At 73.7% G+C, this 17051-nt stretch carries 18 protein-coding genes; 8 read left to right on the top strand and 10 right to left on the bottom strand.

Annotated elements, in window-relative coordinates:
- Nucleotides 1–69 precede the first annotated feature (69 nt).
- A complete protein-coding gene (locus ABT084_RS16820) occupies nt 70–708 on the top strand; it encodes an acetate uptake transporter (RefSeq protein WP_351043855.1) in 639 nt (212 codons plus the stop codon).
- Between the two features lie 22 nt (nt 709–730).
- Here the strand turns inward: ABT084_RS16820 and ABT084_RS16815 are convergent, their stop codons facing one another.
- The 3 genes from ABT084_RS16815 to ABT084_RS16805 are packed head-to-tail and all read right to left on the bottom strand — an operon-like array spanning nt 731 to nt 4016.
- On the bottom strand, nt 731–1456 hold the full coding sequence (locus ABT084_RS16815) for a TetR/AcrR family transcriptional regulator (RefSeq protein ID WP_502968951.1): 726 nt from the start codon (nt 1454–1456) through the stop codon (nt 731–733).
- Nucleotides 1457–1512: 56 nt separating this feature from the next.
- Complete coding sequence (locus ABT084_RS16810; RefSeq protein WP_351043852.1) at nt 1513–3216, bottom strand: class I adenylate-forming enzyme family protein; 1704 nt, start codon at nt 3214–3216, stop codon at nt 1513–1515.
- Complete coding sequence (locus ABT084_RS16805; RefSeq protein ID WP_351043849.1) at nt 3213–4016, bottom strand: SDR family oxidoreductase; 804 nt, start codon at nt 4014–4016, stop codon at nt 3213–3215. The genes ABT084_RS16810 and ABT084_RS16805 overlap by 4 nt, the downstream gene beginning before the upstream one ends.
- 110 nt (nt 4017–4126) lie before the next feature.
- Here ABT084_RS16805 and ABT084_RS16800 point away from each other — a divergent pair, with 110 nt between their 5' ends.
- The 5 genes from ABT084_RS16800 (at nt 4127) to ABT084_RS16780 (ending at nt 8456) form a co-directional block, all read left to right on the top strand.
- The gene (locus ABT084_RS16800; RefSeq protein ID WP_351043847.1) at nt 4127–5431 is read left to right on the top strand and encodes an exo-beta-N-acetylmuramidase NamZ family protein; all 1305 of its coding nucleotides are present in this window, start codon (nt 4127–4129) and stop codon (nt 5429–5431) included.
- Between the two features lie 135 nt (nt 5432–5566).
- Entirely contained in the window at nt 5567–6940 is a 1374-nt protein-coding gene (locus ABT084_RS16795; protein WP_351043844.1) for a serine-threonine protein kinase, read from the top strand.
- A gap of 154 nt (nt 6941–7094) precedes the next feature.
- Complete coding sequence (locus tag ABT084_RS16790; RefSeq protein ID WP_351043842.1) at nt 7095–7637, top strand: hypothetical protein; 543 nt, start codon at nt 7095–7097, stop codon at nt 7635–7637.
- Nucleotides 7638–7658: 21 nt separating this feature from the next.
- A complete protein-coding gene (locus ABT084_RS16785) occupies nt 7659–7781 on the top strand; it encodes a hypothetical protein (RefSeq protein ID WP_351043839.1) in 123 nt (40 codons plus the stop codon).
- 15 nt (nt 7782–7796) lie between these two features.
- Complete coding sequence (locus ABT084_RS16780) at nt 7797–8456, top strand: hypothetical protein (protein ID WP_351043836.1); 660 nt, start codon at nt 7797–7799, stop codon at nt 8454–8456.
- Here the strand turns inward: ABT084_RS16780 and soxR are convergent.
- Complete coding sequence (gene soxR, locus ABT084_RS16775; protein WP_330329626.1) at nt 8443–8901, bottom strand: redox-sensitive transcriptional activator SoxR; 459 nt, start codon at nt 8899–8901, stop codon at nt 8443–8445. The genes ABT084_RS16780 and soxR overlap by 14 nt on opposite strands.
- 102 nt (nt 8902–9003) lie before the next feature.
- Here soxR and ABT084_RS16770 point away from each other — a divergent pair, with 102 nt between their 5' ends.
- Nucleotides 9004–9465: a MaoC family dehydratase gene (locus ABT084_RS16770; RefSeq protein ID WP_351043832.1), complete on the top strand. Its 462-nt coding sequence runs from the start codon at nt 9004–9006 to the stop codon at nt 9463–9465.
- On the opposite strand, the gene ABT084_RS16765 is transcribed toward ABT084_RS16770, so the two are convergent.
- From ABT084_RS16765 to ABT084_RS16755, 3 genes are all read right to left on the bottom strand, one after another.
- Nucleotides 9456–10121 carry a TetR/AcrR family transcriptional regulator gene (locus ABT084_RS16765; protein ID WP_351043829.1) on the bottom strand — a complete coding sequence of 222 codons (666 nt, stop codon included), beginning with the start codon at nt 10119–10121 and terminating at the stop codon, nt 9456–9458. The two genes, ABT084_RS16770 and ABT084_RS16765, sit on opposite strands and share 10 nt — an antisense overlap.
- 71 nt (nt 10122–10192) lie before the next feature.
- Nucleotides 10193–10510 (bottom strand): YiaA/YiaB family inner membrane protein, encoded by a 318-nt coding sequence (locus ABT084_RS16760; RefSeq protein ID WP_351043826.1) that lies wholly within the window; start codon nt 10508–10510, stop codon nt 10193–10195.
- A 180-nt stretch (nt 10511–10690) separates the two neighbouring features.
- Nucleotides 10691–11848, bottom strand: coding sequence for an acyl-CoA dehydrogenase family protein (locus tag ABT084_RS16755; RefSeq protein ID WP_351043823.1), 1158 nt, complete (start codon nt 11846–11848; stop codon nt 10691–10693).
- Nucleotides 11849–11927: 79 nt separating this feature from the next.
- On the opposite strand from ABT084_RS16755, the gene ABT084_RS16750 reads away from it, so the two are divergent.
- Nucleotides 11928–12572 carry a TetR/AcrR family transcriptional regulator gene (locus tag ABT084_RS16750; RefSeq protein ID WP_351043821.1) on the top strand — a complete coding sequence of 215 codons (645 nt, stop codon included), beginning with the start codon at nt 11928–11930 and terminating at the stop codon, nt 12570–12572.
- A 279-nt stretch (nt 12573–12851) separates the two neighbouring features.
- On the opposite strand, the gene ABT084_RS16745 is transcribed toward ABT084_RS16750, so the two are convergent.
- From ABT084_RS16745 to ABT084_RS16735, 3 genes are all read right to left on the bottom strand, one after another.
- Nucleotides 12852–13931 carry a Zn-dependent alcohol dehydrogenase gene (locus ABT084_RS16745; RefSeq protein WP_351043818.1) on the bottom strand — a complete coding sequence of 360 codons (1080 nt, stop codon included), beginning with the start codon at nt 13929–13931 and terminating at the stop codon, nt 12852–12854.
- Between the two features lie 26 nt (nt 13932–13957).
- On the bottom strand, nt 13958–15370 hold the full coding sequence (locus tag ABT084_RS16740) for an aldehyde dehydrogenase family protein (protein WP_351043815.1): 1413 nt from the start codon (nt 15368–15370) through the stop codon (nt 13958–13960).
- Nucleotides 15371–15476: 106 nt separating this feature from the next.
- A complete protein-coding gene (locus tag ABT084_RS16735; protein ID WP_351043812.1) occupies nt 15477–17018 on the bottom strand; it encodes a CitMHS family transporter in 1542 nt (513 codons plus the stop codon).
- Nucleotides 17019–17051: the final 33 nt, after the last annotated feature.

Below are 17051 nucleotides of genomic sequence, written 5' to 3'. Positions count from 1 at the left end.
TCGACTGGTCTAGACCATCACGAAGGCCCGATATATTCGATGTGTCCCCCATCGAAAGTGTCTCTCGCCATGCCCAGCTCCCCTCTGGCCCCGGCGCCGGTGACCGCCGCCCCGGTCGCCGCGCCCGCGCCCGCCCCCGCCGCCGCGCCGGGCCGGGTCGCCAACCCCGGACCGCTCGGTCTGGCCGCCTTCGCGCTGACCACCTTCGTGCTCAGCCTCTTCAACTCGGGCCTGGTCCCGAACGCGGCCCTCAGCGCCGTCGTGCTGCCCCTGGCGCTGTTCTACGGCGGCCTCGCGCAGTTGATCGCGGGCGTCATGGAATTCCGCCGCGGCAACACCTTCGGGACCACGGCCTTCGTGTCGTACGGCGCCTTCTGGATGTCCTTCGCGGGCTACGTGAAGTTCGTCGTCCCGACGCTGCCCGCCGACCAGGCGCACATCGCCACCGGCTGGTTCCTCGCGGCCTGGTTCGTCTTCACCGCCTGCATGAGCGTCGCCGCGCTGAAGCTGGACCTGGCGCACCGCCTGCTGTTCGTCTCCCTGGCGCTGACCTTCCTCTTCCTCGCGCTGGGCGACCTCACCGAGGTCACGGCGCTCGGCCGCACCGGCGGCTTCCTCGGCCTGCTGACCGCGGGCATCGCCTGGTACGTCTCCCTCGCCGTGGTGGCCGAGGACACCTGGGGCCGCAGGGTCCTCCCGCTGGGCTGAGCGCCCCCACCGGGCCCCGGGCTCACGGACGCAGCGAGCGCAGCAGCAGGTCGGCCAGGTGATCGGCGACCTGCTGGGGCGTGAGGGGGCCGTCCTCGCGGTACCAGGTGGACAGGTGGTGGACCGACCCGAAGTGGTAGTCCACGATCAGGTCGGCGGGGGTGACGGAGGCGAAGACCCCCGAGCGCTGGCCCTCTTCGACCAGGGCCCGGAAGCGCTCGTGGTAGCGCCGCCGTTCGGCCCGTACCTGCTTGTACTTCTCCGGGCTGAGCTGGTGCATCGAGCGGAAGAAGATCATCGCGTCGTCGAGGTTCTCGATCGTGGTGACCACCACGTCGGCCGCCGCCGCGCGCAGCCGCTCCTCGACCGGGGCCGCCGAGTCGGCGATCGCGTCGAGCCGCTGCTGCTGCAGGCGCAGCATCCGCGCGTACACCTCGTGCAGCAGGTCGTCCTTGGACCCGAAGTAGTGGTAGAGCGCGCCCTTGGTGACGCCGGCCGCCTCGACGATCTCCTGGACCGAGGTGCGGTCGTAGCCCCGCTCGGCGAAGAGCCGGGTCGCGACGGCCAGCAGCCGCTGCGGCACCGGGACGTCCTGTGCCACCACGGATTCCTTGGCGCGCGCGGACTCCCTCGGCCGCTTGGACTCCTCGGGGCGCGCGGCCTCCTGCGGGCGCGCGGCCTCCTGCGGGCGCGCGGGCCCCTCCGGGCGTGCGGATTCCTGCGGCCGCGCGGGCTCCCTGGTCTCCATGGCCTTCGCCTTCCCTTCGCCTTCACCGTCGAACGCGTCGCGCCCACCGCTGGTTTTCAGCCGCGCTCGCGCAGTTCCCGTCGCAGGATCTTGCCACTGGTCGTCTTGGGGAGAACAGGCAGTACCTCGACCTGGCGCGGGTATTTGTACGCGGCGATGCGCGCGGCGCAGTACGCGGACAGCTCGCCGGGCTCCACTGACATACCGGGACGAAGACTGACGTACGCCTTCACACTCTCCCCCCGGTACGGGTCCGGGACGCCCACGACGGCGGCTTCGCGGACGGCCGGGTGGGTGTAGAGGAGGTCCTCGACCTCCCGCGGCCAGACCTTGAAACCGGACGCGTTGATCATGTCCTTCTTGCGGTCGACCACATAGAGCCAGCCATCCGCGTCCATGAACCCGATGTCCCCGGTCCGCAGTTCGCCGTCCGGGAAGGCCTTCGCCGTGTCGGCTGGCAGCCGCCAGTAGCCGGGCACGACCTGCGGCCCGCGCACGGCGATCTCCCCGCTCTCGCCGAGCGGCACCTCGCCGCCGCGCTCGTCGAGGACGCGTACGAGCGTCTCCGCGCCCGGGAGGCCGACGGACAGGGTGCCCGAGGCCGGGTCGACGGGGGCTTCGAGGTGCGGGGGGACGGAGGCGCAGGGGGCGGTGCACTCGGTGAGCCCGTAGCCGTTGCGGAGGTAGAAGCCGAAGGCGGCGCGCAGCCGCTCGACCAGGGCGGGCGGCAGCGGGGCGCCGCCGGAGGAGATCACCCGGAACGAGGCGAAGTGGTCGCGGGTGGCGCCCGGGTGCGCGGCCAGGGCCATGAAGGCGGTGGCCGGGCCGACGGTGTAGGCGGGGCGGTGTTCGAGGAAGGCGTCCAGGACCACCCCGGCGTCGAAGCGGTGGGCGAGGGCGAGGGTGCCCGCGTTGCGGAAGCAGGCGGCGAGTTCGCAGACCAGGCCGGTGATGTGGAAGAGCGGGGCGAGGGCGAAGTAGGTGGCGCCCTCGGGAACGGGGTGCCCGGTCACCTGCCGCTCCGCGTTGTAGGTGACCGCGCCGTGCGGGTTCAGGGCGCCCTTGGGGGTACCGCTGGTGCCGGAGGTGTAGCTGATGAGCGCGGTGTCGGCGGGGCCGGTGTCCGGGAGGGCGGGGGCCGGGTGGCCGTGCCGGGCGACGGCCAGGAAGTCCTCGGCGGGGGCCCGCGGGGGCGGCGGTTCGTGGTCCGGGTCCAGCACGCGGGTGTCGCCGCGGGTCTGGAAGTCCAGGTCACGGGCGGTGAGGACGGTGCGTACGTCCGTACCCGCGACCGCGTCGCCCAGGTACGCGGCCCACGCGCGCCCCTCGCACACCAGCGCGGTGGCCCCGGAGTCGCGCAGGATGTGCGCGACCTCGGCGGACTTGTACATGGGGTTGAGCGGGACGACGACCGCCCCGGCCTTCCAGACGGCGAGGACGGCGAGCGCGAAGTGCGGGGTGTTCTGCAGCATGACCGCGACCCGGTCCCCGGCGCGCACGCCGCGTCCCGCGAGGTGACCGGCGACGGAACCGGAGAGCGCGTCGGCCTCGGCGTAGCCGATCCGCCCGTCGAAGTAGGCGAGCGCGGTCCGCTCCGGCGCCCGGGCCACCGCGTCGCGGAAGGCGTGCAGCACGGTGGGCGGCGGGCTCACCGGGCCGCGCTGGGCCTCGGTGAGCCGGCCGAGCCAGGGGCGCTCGGCGTACGGCGAGCCGGGGGCGGGGGCCGGGGGCCGGTCCGGGTGGTGCGCGGGCGGGGTCACTCCGTCTCCCACTTCTGCTGGAGGTGGTTCATGCCGCTGAGCCAGCGGTCGGGATCGGTGGCGCGGGCGGCGGCGAAACCGGCGACCTCGGGGTGCGGGAGGATCAGGAACCGCCCCTCGGCCATGCCCTCGAAGAGGGCGTCCGCGACGTCCTCGGGCGCGATCGCGGTCGGCGCGAGCACCAGCTCACCGGCGGAACCCGCGGCGGTCAGCATGTCGGTGCGCACTCCTTGCGGGCAGATGGCGTGGACCTGGATCCCGCGGTGGCGGTAGGTCAGCGACAGCCATTCGGCGAAGGCGAGTGCACCGTGCTTGGTGACACTGTACGGCGCGGCTCCGATCATGGTCAGGAGCCCGGCGGCCGAGACGGTCGAGACGAACCGGCCGCTCCCCCGCTCCAGCCACTGCGGCAGCAGCGCGCGGGCGGCGCGGACGTGGGCCATCACGTTGGTCTGCCAGGCGGCGTCCCAGACGGCCTCGTCGGCGAAGGCGTCACCGCCCGAGGCGAGACCGGCGTTGGCGCAGTAGACGTCCACCGTCCCGCCCAGCGCCTCGCGGGCGTCCGCCACGATGGCCGAGGCGTCGCCGGGCAGCGCGATCGCCCGGGGTCCGATCTCCGCCGCCACGGCCGCGGCCTTGGCGGGGTCGAGGTCGTTGACCACGACGGTGGCCCCCTCGGCGGCGAACCGGCGCGCGAGGGCGGCGCCGATGCCGCCGCCCGCGCCGGTGAGGACGACGCGCGCCCCTTCGTAGCCGTGCCGGCCGTCGTACTCCTGTCGGCGGTGCTGGTCCGTGCTCACTGGATCGCCCTTCGTCGCCTGCCGCGGCCCGCGCCGGATCGCGCCGGTCGACGGCAGACTAACCAGTCGGTATGCCGGAGTGGAAGAGTGCCGACGCCTAGCGTGAGCCGATGGATCTGTCACGACGGGGACTGCTGGGAGTGGCGGGGGCGCTGGGGGCCGCGGGCGCGGTCGGCGCCGCCGCGCCGGGGGCGAAGCCGGAGCCGAGGTCGCGGGCGCGGCCGGAGGCGAGGTCGCCGGAGCGGCCGGAGGCGAGGTCGCCGGAGCGGGTGGTGACCGGGCTGGAGCGGCTGATGGCCGACGGGTACGGGGAGCTCGCCGGGCAGCGGGTCGGGGTGGTCACCAACCCCACCGGGATCACCGCCGACGCGCGCCACCTGGTCGACGTACTGCACGCGGACGAACGCGTGAAGCTGGTCGCGGTGTTCGGGCCCGAGCACGGGTTCCGCGGGACCGCGCAGGCGGGCGGCTCGGAGGGGACCTCGCGCGATCCGGCGACCGGGCTGCCCGTGTACGACATCTACGACAAGAGCGGGCAGGCGCTCGCGGACGTCTTCACGGCGGCCGGGGTGGACACGGTGCTCTTCGACGTCCAGGACGTGGGGGCGCGGTTCTACACCTACATCTGGACGCTGTACGACTGCATGCGGGCGGCCGCGCTGGCGGACAAGGCCCTGGTGGTGCTGGACCGGCCCAACCCGATCGGCGGGGCGCGGGCCGCCGGTCCGGTGCTGGACCGCGCGTACGCGAGCGGGGTGGGCCGGGAGCCGATCGCGCTCGCGCACGGGATGACGGCGGCCGAGCTGGCCCTGCTGTTCAACGGCGAGTTCCTGGCGGCGCGGCCGGCCCGGCTGCGCACGCTCCGCATGTCCGGGTGGCGGCGCGCGGCGCGCTTCGCGGAGACCGGCCTGCCCTGGGTGCCGCCGAGTCCCAACATGCCGACCCCGGACACGGCGCTCGCGTACGCAGGGACCTGCCTGTTCGAGGGGACGAACCTGTCCGAGGGGCGCGGCACCACCACGCCCTTCCAGGTGCTGGGAGCCGAAGGCATCGACCGGCGGTGGGCCCTGGAGGCCGACGCGCTGGGGCTGCCCGGGGTGTGGTTCCGGGAGGCGTACTTCACGCCGTCCTTCTCCAAGCACGTGGGGCGGGTGTGCGGTGGGGTGCGCCTGCTGGTGCACGATCCGGAGGTCTTCGATCCGGTGCGGACGGGGATCGGGCTGCTGGTGAGCGCGCGGCGCGGCTGGAGCGGGTTCGCCTGGCGCGCGGACCAGTGGATCGACCGGCTGACCGGCTCGGACCGGGTGCGGCGGATGGTGGACGCGGGGGCGGGGGTGTCGGAGGTCGCGGCCGACTGGGAGCCGGGGCTGACGCGGTTCGCGGCGGTGCGGGAGGGGTACCTGCTCTACCGCTGAGGCAGGGGGCGGCGGGGCCGCGGGGTGCTCCGCCCCCGGTGCTGCCGCGGGGCTGGCCGGGCGGGGGCTCCCGCAGGATGCTGTCGGCACACCGGCCGCGCCGCGGCCCGGCGGCGCGACGCGGAGGGGGACGTCATGGCGGGTGCGGGTGCGGGTGCGGGTGCGGGGCTGTCGGGTGCGGGTGCGGGGCTGTCGGGTGCGGGAGCCGCGGGTGTGGGCGTACGGCCGTACGTGGAGCTGACCTTCGACGCCGACGGGGACGTGGACCCGGCCACCCGGGACGCGGTGGCCCGCCTGGACGCGACGGACCTGCTGGTCTTCGCGCACGGCTGGAACAGCGACCGCACGGCGGCGACCCGGCTCTACGACCAGTTCTTCGCGCCGTTCCCCGGTCTGCTGGGGGCGGGGGTGCGGCCCGGGTACGTGGGGGTCGTCTGGCCCTCCATCCGCTTCTCCGACGAGCCGATACCGGACTTCGAGCACCAGGGCGCGCTCGGGGAGGGCTGCTGCGCGGCGCGGCTGGACGCCGGGACGCGGCGGGCGCTCGGGGAGTTCTGGCCCGGCCGGGAGACCGAGCTGGACCGGCTGGCACACCTCCTCGACGAACAGCCGGACTCCGTGTCGGCTTTAGTCGAATTCGGCGCCCTGGTGCGCGAGTTGAGCGGTACGGACACGACCGAGGGCGCGCTGGCCGCCGCCTCGGGCCCCGTGCCGCTGATGTTCACCGAGGACGTGCTGGAGGTGTGCCGCGCCTTTACGGACGCGCTGGCCGAGACCGGGGCGCTGGACGGCGCGCCACCGGAGCCGGGGGCGCGGGGCCTCTCGCTCGGATCCGTCGGGCACTCGCTGTGGAACGGGGCCAAGGAGCTGCTGCGGCAGGCCACTTACTACCAGATGAAGAAGCGGGCCGGAACCGTCGGCGAGCACGGACTCGGCCCGGTCCTGGCGGGGCTGGCGCGGCCTGCGGGCGGCGGCCCCGGCCCGCGCGTCCACCTGATCGGGCACAGCTTCGGGGCCCGCCTCGTGTCGTTCGCGCTGCGCGGGGTGCCGGAGGGCGGCCCGAGGTGCGTGCGCTCGGTGACCCTGCTCCAAGGGGCTTTCTCCCACTACGCGTTCGCCGCGCGGCTGCCCTTCGGGCCGGGCGGCGGGGACCTGCACGGCCTCCACACCCGGGTGGACGGCCCGGTGGTGGCCTGCCATTCCGACTACGACACGGCGCTGAAGGTGCTCTACCCGCTGGCCTCCCGGATGGCCGGGGACGCGGCTGGATTCGCGGGTTTCGACACCCGCTGGGGCGCCGTCGGGCACGACGGCATCCAGGAGGTGCCGGGCGCGGTCCGGCTGACCCTGGACGCGGCGCTGCGCGGGGGTCTGCCGGCCTCCGGATGCGTGAGCGTGGACGCGGCGTCCGTGGTGCGGCACGGAGGGGCGCCTTCCGGGGCGCACAGCGATATCTGCCATGCGGAACTTGCCCGTCTGGTCACTCTGGCGGGGCGCGTGGGGCACTGACTTCCGGCCATGTGCCACCCGCACGCCTCGACCGCCCCCGCATGCGCCCGCGCCCGGGCGGGCATGTTGGGCACATCAAGGACATGTGACGTCACTCGATGCCGTGTGCGAGCAGCCCGCATGCGAGCACGAGCGCGACGGAGGTGCAGGTGTGATGGCGGGTTTCCGTAGTCTGGCGTACCAGGTGCGCGACGCGGGCAACGACCGGGCTCTGCGGCGCCATTCCCTGCGCCGCTGTCTGGAGCGTTTCGCCCCGTACGGCCACCGGGCGACCTGGTGGCACCTGTGCGACCGGCACGGGATAGGGCCCGACGACCGGGGCGCGGACCCGCTGCGGCTGGTCGCGGCGCTGGAGGAGCTGGAGGACGCGCGGGCGGTGTGGCTGGAGTACGAACGCCATTTCGCCGAGCGCAGGCGCCGGGAGAAGCACGACGGGCTGCGCCGGCCGGAGTGGGCGTGGAGCGGCGAGGCGGTGGTGCGCTGCGCCGATCCGGACGTCCGCCCCGAGGGCGCGCTGGGCGAGGTGCTGCGGCGGCTGGTCAAGGCCCTGGAGTCGGAGCCGGGCACGGCCTGCCCGGTGTGCGGGGACCAGGAGCTGCGCTGGCCCGCGCCGGCCGGGCCGGGCCACTGGGTCGGGCCGGTGTGCGCGGGCTGCGGGATCGTGGTGCCCAGACCGGCGCTCGCGGACTCGGCGTGACGCGGGTGGGTGCGCGGGCTGATGGCTGAGGCGGGAGCGGGCCCCGGCGCGGGTGCGGGGGCCCGGCCCCAGGTGGCGCTGAACGGTGCGCGGACCGCGGCCGACGGGGCCGCGGTGCCGATGTCCCCGCAGGCCCTGGTGTAGTCGGCGTTACGGTCCGTGGCCGCCGGGGCCGCCGAGGTCCTGGTGCGCCCGCGGACCCCGTGCGGGCGCGAGAGCCTGTCGCCCAGGGTGGTCGGGCCGGTGCTGCGGGCCCTGCGGGAGGGCGGGGTCGCGGCCCCGCTGGTGGTGTGCGCGAGCGTGGGCACGGAACCGGACCCCGCGGCGCGGGTGGCCCGGGTGCGGTCCTGGGAGGTGCTGCCGGACCGGGCGGAGGTGCGGTTCGCGGAGCCGGGGGCGGCGGAGCTCGCGGGGGCGCTGGCCGAGCGGGGGGTGGCGGTGGACGCGGTGGTGCCGGGGGGCGTGGGGGCGGCGGGGGGCGTGGGGGCGGCGGGGGTGCTGTCGGTGCGGGGGGCGGTGGCGCGGCTGGTCGTGGAGGTGGGGGCGCAGGGGTTGGTGGGTCCGGAGGGGTTGGAGAGGTTGGATGGTCCGGCGGGTTCCTGGGGTGGGGTGAGCGGGGTGGGCGGGGCGCGTGAGGTGCTGGTGTACGGCCGGGATGCCGCCGCCTGGGACGTGTTGCTCGACGGCGCGGGAAGGGGGCCGCGCCGATGGGCGCGGACCGGACTGGGCGACGTACTCCATCTTCCGGACGGTCGCCCCGCCCGCTCCAACGAGGAACTGGTCGCGGTGGCGCTGGCGCTGCTCGCTACCGGGGCGTGACGTAGAGACGGGAGCCGGTGATGCGGTCGCCGAAGACGTCGTCCGGGTTGGACAGGACACAGGTCTCCAGCGAGAGGCAGCCACAGCCGATGCAGTCGCTCAAGTGGTCGCGCAGGCGCCCCAGTTGCTTGATCCGCTGGTCGAGCTCGGCGCGCCAGTTCTCGGACAGCCGGGCCCAGTCCTCGTGCGTGGGGGTGCGCTCCTCCGGGAGCTGCGCCAGGGCCTCGCGGATGGTGACCAGCGGGATGCCGACGCGCTGGGCGGCGCGGACGAAGGCGACCCGGCGCAGCGCGTCCCGGGTGTAGCGGCGCTGGTTGCCCGCGGTGCGGCGGCTGCTGATCAGGCCCTTGGTCTCGTAGAAATGGAGCGCGGAGACCGCCGCGCCGCTACGCGCGGACAGCTGGCCGACGGTGAGTTCGTGGACTTTTTCGGGAATCTGCGGCACCGGGCCGAGCGTAGCCGGTGCCCGCGGGCGTCCGTTGACAGACCCATGCGGTCACAGCATGCTGAGCAAGCGCTTATTCGTTGATCGAGACAGGGGCACAGCATGGCCGAGCCGAGGATCTTCACGTCCGCCGAGGAACTGCGCGCCGGGGTCGGTGAGGCGCTGGGGCCGAGCGAATGGCTGGAGATCGACCAGAAGCGGATCGATCTCTTCGCGGACGCCACCGGCGATCACCAGTGGATCCACGTCGACCCCGAGCGCGCGGCGTCCGGCCCCTTCGGGACGACCATCGCGCACGGCTATCTCACGCTGTCCCTGCTGCCCAGCCTGGTACCGCAGACGATGCGGGTCGAGGGCATGAGGATGGGCATCAACTACGGGACGAACAAGGTGCGTTTCCCCGCCCCGGTACCGGTCGGCTCGCGGCTGCGGTCCACCGCCGTGATCACCGAGGTGACGGAGGTGGGCGAGGGGGTGCAGGTCGCCGCGACGGTGACGGTCGAGCGCGAGGGCGCCGACAAGCCGGTGTGCGTGGCGGAGACGGTGTCCCGCTACTACTTCTGAGCCGCTTGCGGCGCGGCCGGGCCGTCCCGACCCTGCCGCGCCCCGACCATGCGGAGCACGAGGCCGGCGTAGAGCGCGCCGACCTCGTCGGGGGTGCGGTGCCCGGACGTGCTGAACCAGCGGGCCACGTCGATGCACAGCGACAGCACGGCGAGGGTGGTGCCGGGCACGTCCGGTACGTCGAACTCCCCCGCGCGGACCCCGTCGGCGAGGATCCGGCGGACGGCCGCGTCGCTGCGGCGGCGCAGCGCCACGATCTCGGAACGGTGTTCCGGGGCGAGGGCGTCCAGCTCGTACTGGACCACCCGCGCGGTGGTGTGGTGCGCGGCGTGCCACAGCACGAAGGACCGGACGGCGGCCTCGAGCCGCTCGGCGGCGGTGCCGGGCACGTCCGCGGCCGTCTCCAGGATCTCCAGGGCCTTGTCGTGGCCGATCCGGCTGATCCGGTGGAGCAGCTCTTCCTTGGTCTTGTAGTGGATGTAGAGCGCGGCCGGGCTCATCCCGGCCCGCCCCGCGATGTCACGCGTGGTGGTGGCGTGGTAGCCGCGCTCGGCGAAGGCCTCGACGGCGGCGATCAGCAGCCTGCGCGCGGCGTCGGGGGTGACCTCCGACCACGGCTGGTAGCCGCCGGTCGTCGCCTGGTCCGCGATGTCCATCGCCGCTCACCCTCTTCGCCGTGCTCGTCCCCGTGTGGAAGTGAATACCTTACCGGAGGGTGAGCAAGCGCTTAGCGGTCTTGCGCGGGCTTCGGCAGCGGCGGCCTCGGCGAGAAGGGGTCGTACTCCGTCATGATCTTCTCCATCCGCGCCTGGTCGACCCGGGTGACGATCTGCGTCACCTCCTGGCGGTCGCGGACCACCTTGGCGAGCGTGAAGGCGGAGGTGGTGAGGTAGAGGACCGCGATGCCGAGGAAGGCCCGGACCCATGCGTTCGCCTCCAGGTTGTAGATCCCCAGGGCGACGGCGCCCATGGCGATGCCGAAGGAGGCGACGGCCTGGCCGTAGTAGGCCCCCGTGTTCTGCTGCTTGACCGGTGTCTCGTTCATGGCTCCAGCATCGCGAGCGGACGCGGCGGGGGTAATCCGCTCGCGTACTCATGTGCGTACTCAGAGCCGGGTGTTGGGGGCCGGGCGGGGCGCGGGGAGGCCCGCGGGGCGTGGGGCGCGGGCGCGGGGCGTGGGGCGCGGGCGTGGGCGCGGGCGCGGGCGTGGGGAAGGCCTGTGGGGTCAGAAGGCCGAGACGCCGGTCAGGGAGCGGCCGATGAGCAGCTTCTGGATCTGGCTGGTGCCTTCGTAGAGGGTCATCACCCGGGCGTCGCGCAGCAGCTTCCCCGCCGGGAACTCGTCGATGTATCCGTAACCACCGTGCACCTGCAGGGCGTTGCTCGCGGCGCGGACCGCCGCTTCGGAGGCGAAGAGCTTGGCGGTGGAGGACTCGGTCGCGAAGGGGAGCCCGCGGTCGATGAGGTCGGCGACCCGCCAGGTGAGCAGCCGGGCCGCGTCCACGTCCACGGAGATGTCGGCGATCAGCTCCTGGACGAGCTGGTGGCCGGCGATCGGTCGGCCGAACTGCTCGCGCTGGGCGGCGTACGCGAGGGAGGCGTCCAGCGCCGCCTGCGCGATGCCGACGCAGCCCGCGGCGACCGACATCCGGCCCTTGGCCAGCGCGGACATCGCGACCGAGAAGCCCTTGCCCTCGGGGCCGAGCAGGGCGGAGGCGGGCACGCGCATGTCGTCGAAGGTGAGCTCGGCGGTGGCCTGGCCGCGCAGGCCGAGCTTGCCGTGGATCTCGCGGCGGGTCAGACCGGGGGTGTCCGTGGGGACGAGGAAGGCGGAGACACCGCGGTGGCCGGGCTCGTCGTTGGTGCGGGCGAAGAGGAGGACGACGTCGGCCCAGGTGCCGTTGGTGATGAACATCTTGGCGCCGTTGACGGTGTAGGTGCCGGTGGCGGGGTCGTGGACGGCGCGGGTGGTGAGGTTCCCGGCGTCGGAACCAGTGCCGGGCTCGGTGAGGCCGAAGCAGCCGAGGGCGTCGCCGGAGCACAGGCGCGGCAGCCAATCGCGCTTCTGCTCCTCGTTCCCCCAGGCGGCGATGGTCTTGGCGACGAGCCCGAGGGATACGGAGACGATGCCGCGCACGGCGGAGTCGGCGCGGCCCAGTTCCTCGGTGACCAGGACGTAGGAGAGGTGGTCACCGCCGGAGCCGCCGTACTGCTCGGGGACGGTCAGGCCGAGGAAGCCGACGGCGCCGAGCTTCTTGACGACGGCGCGGTCCACGCGCTCGGCGCGGTCCCATGCGGCGGCGTACGGCGCGACCTCGCGGTCCGCGAAGTCGCGGGCGAGCTGCCGCACCGCGGTCTGTTCCTCGCTGAGTTCCAGGTTCATGGCCACCCCTCGGACGCGTTGGCCGGCGCCATAAATTAGCGCCGCTAGTTTATGGCGGGCAGGCCCTACTATGTGGCGCATGGCCAGACCGCGCAAGCCCCTGCTGAGCAGAGAACGCATCGTCGAGGCGGCGGGCGCGCTGGTGGACGCGGAGGGCCTGGAGGCGGTCTCCACCCGACGGCTGGCGGCGGCCCTGGGGGTCAGCGGGCCGTCCCTGTACAACCATTTCCGCACCAAGGACCAGATCCTGGAGGCGGTCGCGGACGCGGTGAGCGCGCGGGTGGACCTGTCGATGTTCGAGGACGGGGATCCGCGGGACTGGCGCACGGCGCTGGCCGACTGGGCGCACTCCTACCGCGAGGCGCTGGCCGACCATCCCCACATCGTGCCGGTACTGGCCCGGGGCCCGGGCCGGCGCCCGGCCGGGCTGCGGGTGGCCGACGCGGTCTTCGGCGCGATGACGGCGGCGGGCTGGCCGCCCGCGCAGGCGACCCGGATCGGCGCGCTGATGCGGTACTTCATCCTGGGCTCGGCGGTGGCCTCGTTCGCCCGGGGTTTCGTGGACGACGAGGCGGCGTACGACCCGGCCGACTACCCCCACTTGGGCCAGGCCCACCTCCTGGCCGAACGCCGCCAGGAGGTGGACCAGGGCGCATTCGAAACGGGCCTGACGGCCCTCCTGGACGGCCTGACCCTCCAATACGAAGCGCTGCGCACGGCGTAGGGGGGCGGGCTCGGGGCGGGGTCGGGCTCGGGGCGGGCCCGGTCGGCCCCCGGGGCCAGAGGGGGCACTCCGCCGCGTGGGGGGGCGCGCGGCCACCGGGGCCCCAGGGCGCAGGAACCGTACACCCACTCCGGACGCGAGGCTCGGGGAGCCGAACGCAGGCCAGGCCTGGGCGCGGGAGGCGGGAGCAGTCGGCCCGGCCCCTGCGCGCGGGCGACGCACCCGCACCGGGCCCGGTACCGCCACCCGCCACCCGCGCCCAGGGCCGGAGGCCAGGGGCTAGAACACGACCAGGGAGCGGCCCCCCTTGCCCGCGAGCATCGCGTCGAAGGCGGCCGGGATGCCGTCGAGGCCGATGCGGTCGGTCACCAGGGCGCCGAGGTCGAGGCGGCCGGCCCGGACGTGCGCCGCCAGGATCGGCAGGTCCCGGGCCGGGTCGCTGTTGCCGTAGACGCAGCCGGTGAGGGTGCGGGCGAAGTGGAAGATCTCCAGGGCGTGGAAGGTGACCTGCTGTTCCTTGCCCCCGATCCCGACGACCGTCGTCCGGCCGCCGCGTCGCGTCGACTCCCAGGCACCACGGATGGTCTCGGCCCGGCCGACGCACTCGATCGCGACGTCCACGCCCCGGCCGCCGGTCAGGGAGCGGATCTCCTTGGCCGTGGTGTCGGAGGCGAGGACGAACTCGGTCGCCCCGGCCGCGCGGGCCAACTCCTCCTTGGCCGGGGAGACGTCCACGGCCACGATCGGGCCCGCCATCGCGATCCGGGCCGCCTGGAGCGCGGCCAGGCCGACCCCGCCGACACCGAAGACGGCGACGGACTCGCCGGGCCGGACCTGGGCGCTGTGGTGGACGGCGCCATAGCCGGTGAGGACGGCGCAGCCGAGCAGCGCGGCTTCGGCGAGCGGGACCCCGGCCGGTGCGGGCAGCACACAGTGGGCCGCGACGACGGTCTCCTCCGCGAAGGCGGCCACATTGAGCCCGGGGTGCAGCTCGGTGCCCTGCGCGTCGTGGGCGTAGACGGCACCGACCCCCGCGAGGGCGTTGACGCAGAGCCAGACCTCGCCGATCGAGCAGTGGTGGCACTGCCCGCAGGACGGGGCCCAGTTGAGGACCACCCCGTCGCCGGGGGCGACGTGGGTGACGCCCTCGCCGGCCGCGAGGACGGTGCCGGAACCCTCATGGCCGAGGACGGCCGGTACGGGCACCCGCATGGTGCCGTCGGTGAGGGAGAGGTCCGAGTGGCACACCCCGGCGGCGGTGAGCTTGACCCGGACCTGCCCGGGTCCGGGGTCGGGGAGCACGATCTCCCGGATCTCCAGGGGTGCTCCGATGGCGGGCAGGATGGCGGCGCGGACCATGATCGTCGTCTCCGTGTTTCCGGGGCTCAGAACTGCAGGGACTTGGTCTGGAGGTACTCGGCCAGGCCGTGCGGGCCCAGTTCGCGGCCGACACCGGACTGCTTGTAGCCGCCGAAGGGCGCGAGCGGGTTGAACCGGCCGCCGTTGATGTCCACCTGTCCGGTGTCCATGCGGCGGGCGAAGGCCACGGCGGTCGCCTCGTCCGCCGCCCACACCGCGCCGCCGAGCCCGTAGACGGTGCCGTTGGCGATGCTCAGGGCCTCGTCCTCGTCGGCGTAGGCGAGGATCGACAGCACGGGGCCGAAGATCTCCTCCTGCGCGATGGTCATGTCCGGGGTGACATCGGCGAAGACGGTGGGCGCGACGAAGTACCCGCGCTCCGCGGGCGCGTCGGAGCCGCCGGCGACCAGGCGGGCACCTTCCTCGACGCCCTTGGCGATGTAGCCACGGACGCGCTCGTGCTGCTTGGCGTTGATGACCGGCCCAAGGCGGGTGGCCGGGTCACGCGGGTCGCCGGTGGGGTATTTCGCGACCGCCGCGGCGGCGAGGGAGACGGCTTCCTCGTAGTCGTCGCGGTGGACGAGCATCCGGGTCAGGGCATTGCAGCTCTGGCCCGCGTTGTTCATGACGTGACCCACTCCGGCCGCGACCGCCTTGGCGAGGTCGGCCCCGGGGAGGATGACATTGGCCGATTTGCCGCCCAGTTCGAGGGCGACCCGCTTGATGGCGGCGCCCGCGGTGGCGCCGATCCGCTTGCCGACGGCGGTCGAGCCGGTGAAGGAGACGAGGTCCACCCCGGGGTGGGCGGCCAGCGCCTGTCCGGCGACCGGACCGGTGCCGGTCACCAGGTTGAACACTCCGGCGGGAATGCCCGCCTCGTGCACCGCTTCGGCGAAGAGCTGTGCGGTCAGCGGGGTGTCCTCGGCGGGCTTGAGGACGACGGTGCAGCCGGCGGCGAGAGCGGGTGCCACCTTGGCAACGACCTGGTGCAGGGGATAGTTCCAGGGAGTGATGGCCCCGACGACACCCACCGGTTCGAGCAGGACGGTGGAGTTCCCGATGCGCTCCTCGAAGGCGTAGGCCGCCCCCAGCTCGGCGAACGAGTGGGCCACGGCGATGGGCGCCCCGACGTGGACCATCTCGGAGAAGCCGAGCGGGGAACCGAGCTCCGCGGTGATGGTCTCCGCGATCTCGCTCTTCCGGGCGACCAGGACGTCCCGCAGGGCGCCCAGCCGCGCGGCCCGCTCGGCGGGCGGGGTCGCGGCCCAGCCGGGGAAGGCGGCGCGGGCGGCCCGTACGGCCGCGTCCACGTCCTCCTCGGTCCCGGCCGGGACACTGGCGATGACCTGCTCGTCGGCCGGGTTGACGACCTCGATCCGGTCCTGTCCGGCGGCGGGCCGCCATTCCCCGCCTATGTACATCCCGTCGTGGGCCTTCATCGCATTCCTCCCGAGCACGAGCGCGTGAACCGCATGGACCGCGTGAACCGCATGGACCTCGCGGCCACCCTACAAACTAGCGTCGGTAGTTTTCTGTGCGCCAGGGTCAGACGGTGCCGAAAAGCATCCCCGCCCCCAGCACGACGAGGGACGTGAGGGCCGCCCACTTCACGGTGAAGCGGGTGTGGTCACCGAATTCGACCTTGGCCATGCCGACGAGGACATAGACCGCCGGGACCAGCGGGCTGGACATGTGCAGGGCCTGACCGGCCAGGGAGGCGCGGGCGATCGCGAGCGGGGAGACCCCGTGCGCGGCCCCGGCCTCGGCGAGGACGGGCAGGACGCCGAAGTAGAAACCGTCGTTGGACATGAAGTAGGTGAGCGGCAGGCTGAGCAGGCCGGTGACGAGCGCCATGTGCGGGCCCATCCCGTCGGGAATGGCCCCGACCAGCCAGCCCGCCATGTCCTTGACCATGCCGGTGCCGGTGAGCACTCCGGTGAAGACGGCGGCGGCGAAGACCATCCCCGCGACGTTGAGGACGTTGTCGGCGTGCGCGGCGATACGGGCCTTCTGCTCGGCCATCTTCGGATAGTTGACGGTGAGCGCGAGGGCGGCCCCGAGCAGGAAGAGCACGGGGATGGGGAGCAGCTCCATGATCATGGCGGTGAGCAGGACCATGGTGAGCCCGGCATTGAACCAGTAGAGCCGCGGCCGAAGAGTGGCCCGGGCAGGATCCAGCCCCTGGAACCCCTCGTCCTCCGAAACCCCGGGCCCGTCGGAGGCCCGGCTCCCGACACCGGCGCGGGCCGGTCCGGCGGCGGAGGCCGCATCCGCGTCCAGGGCGTCGGCGGCGGCCCCGGAAGCGGTGGCGCCCGTACCGGCCGGGACGACGCGTCCGGACGCCGCCGACACATCGACGGGCACGCCCACGGCGACCCGGGCATCCACATCCACGTCAGCGGCGGCATCGGCATCGGAGCCCACGCCGGCACCGGCGCCCACGCGCGCATCCGCCGAACCGGGCAGGGACAGCACGCCCACCCGACGGCGTTCGCGCAGCCCGAGCACGTAGGCCAGGACGAAGACGCACAGCAGACCGACGGCCAGGGCCGGGATCATCGGTACGAAGATGTCGGCGGCGTCGAGCTTGAGCGCGGTCGCGGCGCGGGCGGTCGGGCCGCCCCACGGCAGGGTGTTCATGACGCCGTTGGCCGTGGCGGCGACTCCGGTCATCACCACCAGGCTGAGGCCGAGCCGCTTGTAGAGCGGGTACATGGCCGACACCGTGATCATGAAGGTGGTCGAGCCGTCCCCGTCGAGCGAGACGATCGCGGCCAGCACCGCCGTACCGACCACCACCCGCATCGGGTCGGCCTTGCAGAAGCGCAGGATGCCCCGGACGACCGGGTCGAAGAGGCCCACATCGATCATGACGCCGAAGTAGACGATGGCGAACATCAGCATGGCGGCGGTCGGCGCCAGCTTGCCGACGCCGTCGATGACGTAGTCGCCCAGATGCGCGCCCTTGCCGGCGAACACGCAGAAGAGCGCGGGGATGAGAACGAGCGCCGCGATGGGCGACATTTTCTTCATCATGATCAGGACCAGGAAGGTCGCGATCATGGCGAAGCCGAGGAAGGTCAGCATGCTGGGAACGTAGGTGTCCCCCGGTAACCCCAA

This window comes from Streptomyces sp. NPDC002138, assembly GCF_040296485.1.
In the GTDB taxonomy this organism is placed as follows: domain Bacteria; phylum Actinomycetota; class Actinomycetes; order Streptomycetales; family Streptomycetaceae; genus Streptomyces.
The sequence above is the reverse complement of the archived record's forward strand: the minus strand, read 5'-3'. Positions and strand labels throughout refer to the sequence as shown.

Bases quoted from the DNA above. Each gene is read 5' to 3' on its own strand.
- ABT084_RS16735 (WP_351043812.1), bottom strand. From the start codon at position 17,018: ATGCTGACCTTCCTCGGCTTCGCCATGATCGCGACCTTCCTGGTCCTG.
- ABT084_RS16820 (WP_351043855.1), top strand. From the start codon at position 70: ATGCCCAGCTCCCCTCTGGCCCCGGCGCCGGTGACCGCCGCCCCGGTC.
- ABT084_RS16755 (WP_351043823.1), bottom strand. From the start codon at position 11,848: ATGAACCTGGAACTCAGCGAGGAACAGACCGCGGTGCGGCAGCTCGCC.
- ABT084_RS16770 (WP_351043832.1), top strand. From the start codon at position 9,004: ATGGCCGAGCCGAGGATCTTCACGTCCGCCGAGGAACTGCGCGCCGGG.
- ABT084_RS16745 (WP_351043818.1), bottom strand. From the start codon at position 13,931: ATGGTCCGCGCCGCCATCCTGCCCGCCATCGGAGCACCCCTGGAGATC.
- ABT084_RS16815 (WP_502968951.1), bottom strand. From the start codon at position 1,456: ATGGAGACCAGGGAGCCCGCGCGGCCGCAGGAATCCGCACGCCCGGAG.
- ABT084_RS16740 (WP_351043815.1), bottom strand. From the start codon at position 15,370: ATGAAGGCCCACGACGGGATGTACATAGGCGGGGAATGGCGGCCCGCC.
- ABT084_RS16785 (WP_351043839.1), top strand. From the start codon at position 7,659: ATGGCTGAGGCGGGAGCGGGCCCCGGCGCGGGTGCGGGGGCCCGGCCC.
- ABT084_RS16765 (WP_351043829.1), bottom strand. From the start codon at position 10,121: ATGGACATCGCGGACCAGGCGACGACCGGCGGCTACCAGCCGTGGTCG.
- ABT084_RS16795 (WP_351043844.1), top strand. From the start codon at position 5,567: ATGGCGGGTGCGGGTGCGGGTGCGGGTGCGGGGCTGTCGGGTGCGGGT.
- ABT084_RS16790 (WP_351043842.1), top strand. From the start codon at position 7,095: ATGGCGGGTTTCCGTAGTCTGGCGTACCAGGTGCGCGACGCGGGCAAC.
- ABT084_RS16800 (WP_351043847.1), top strand. From the start codon at position 4,127: ATGGATCTGTCACGACGGGGACTGCTGGGAGTGGCGGGGGCGCTGGGG.
- ABT084_RS16760 (WP_351043826.1), bottom strand. From the start codon at position 10,510: ATGAACGAGACACCGGTCAAGCAGCAGAACACGGGGGCCTACTACGGC.
- ABT084_RS16750 (WP_351043821.1), top strand. From the start codon at position 11,928: ATGGCCAGACCGCGCAAGCCCCTGCTGAGCAGAGAACGCATCGTCGAG.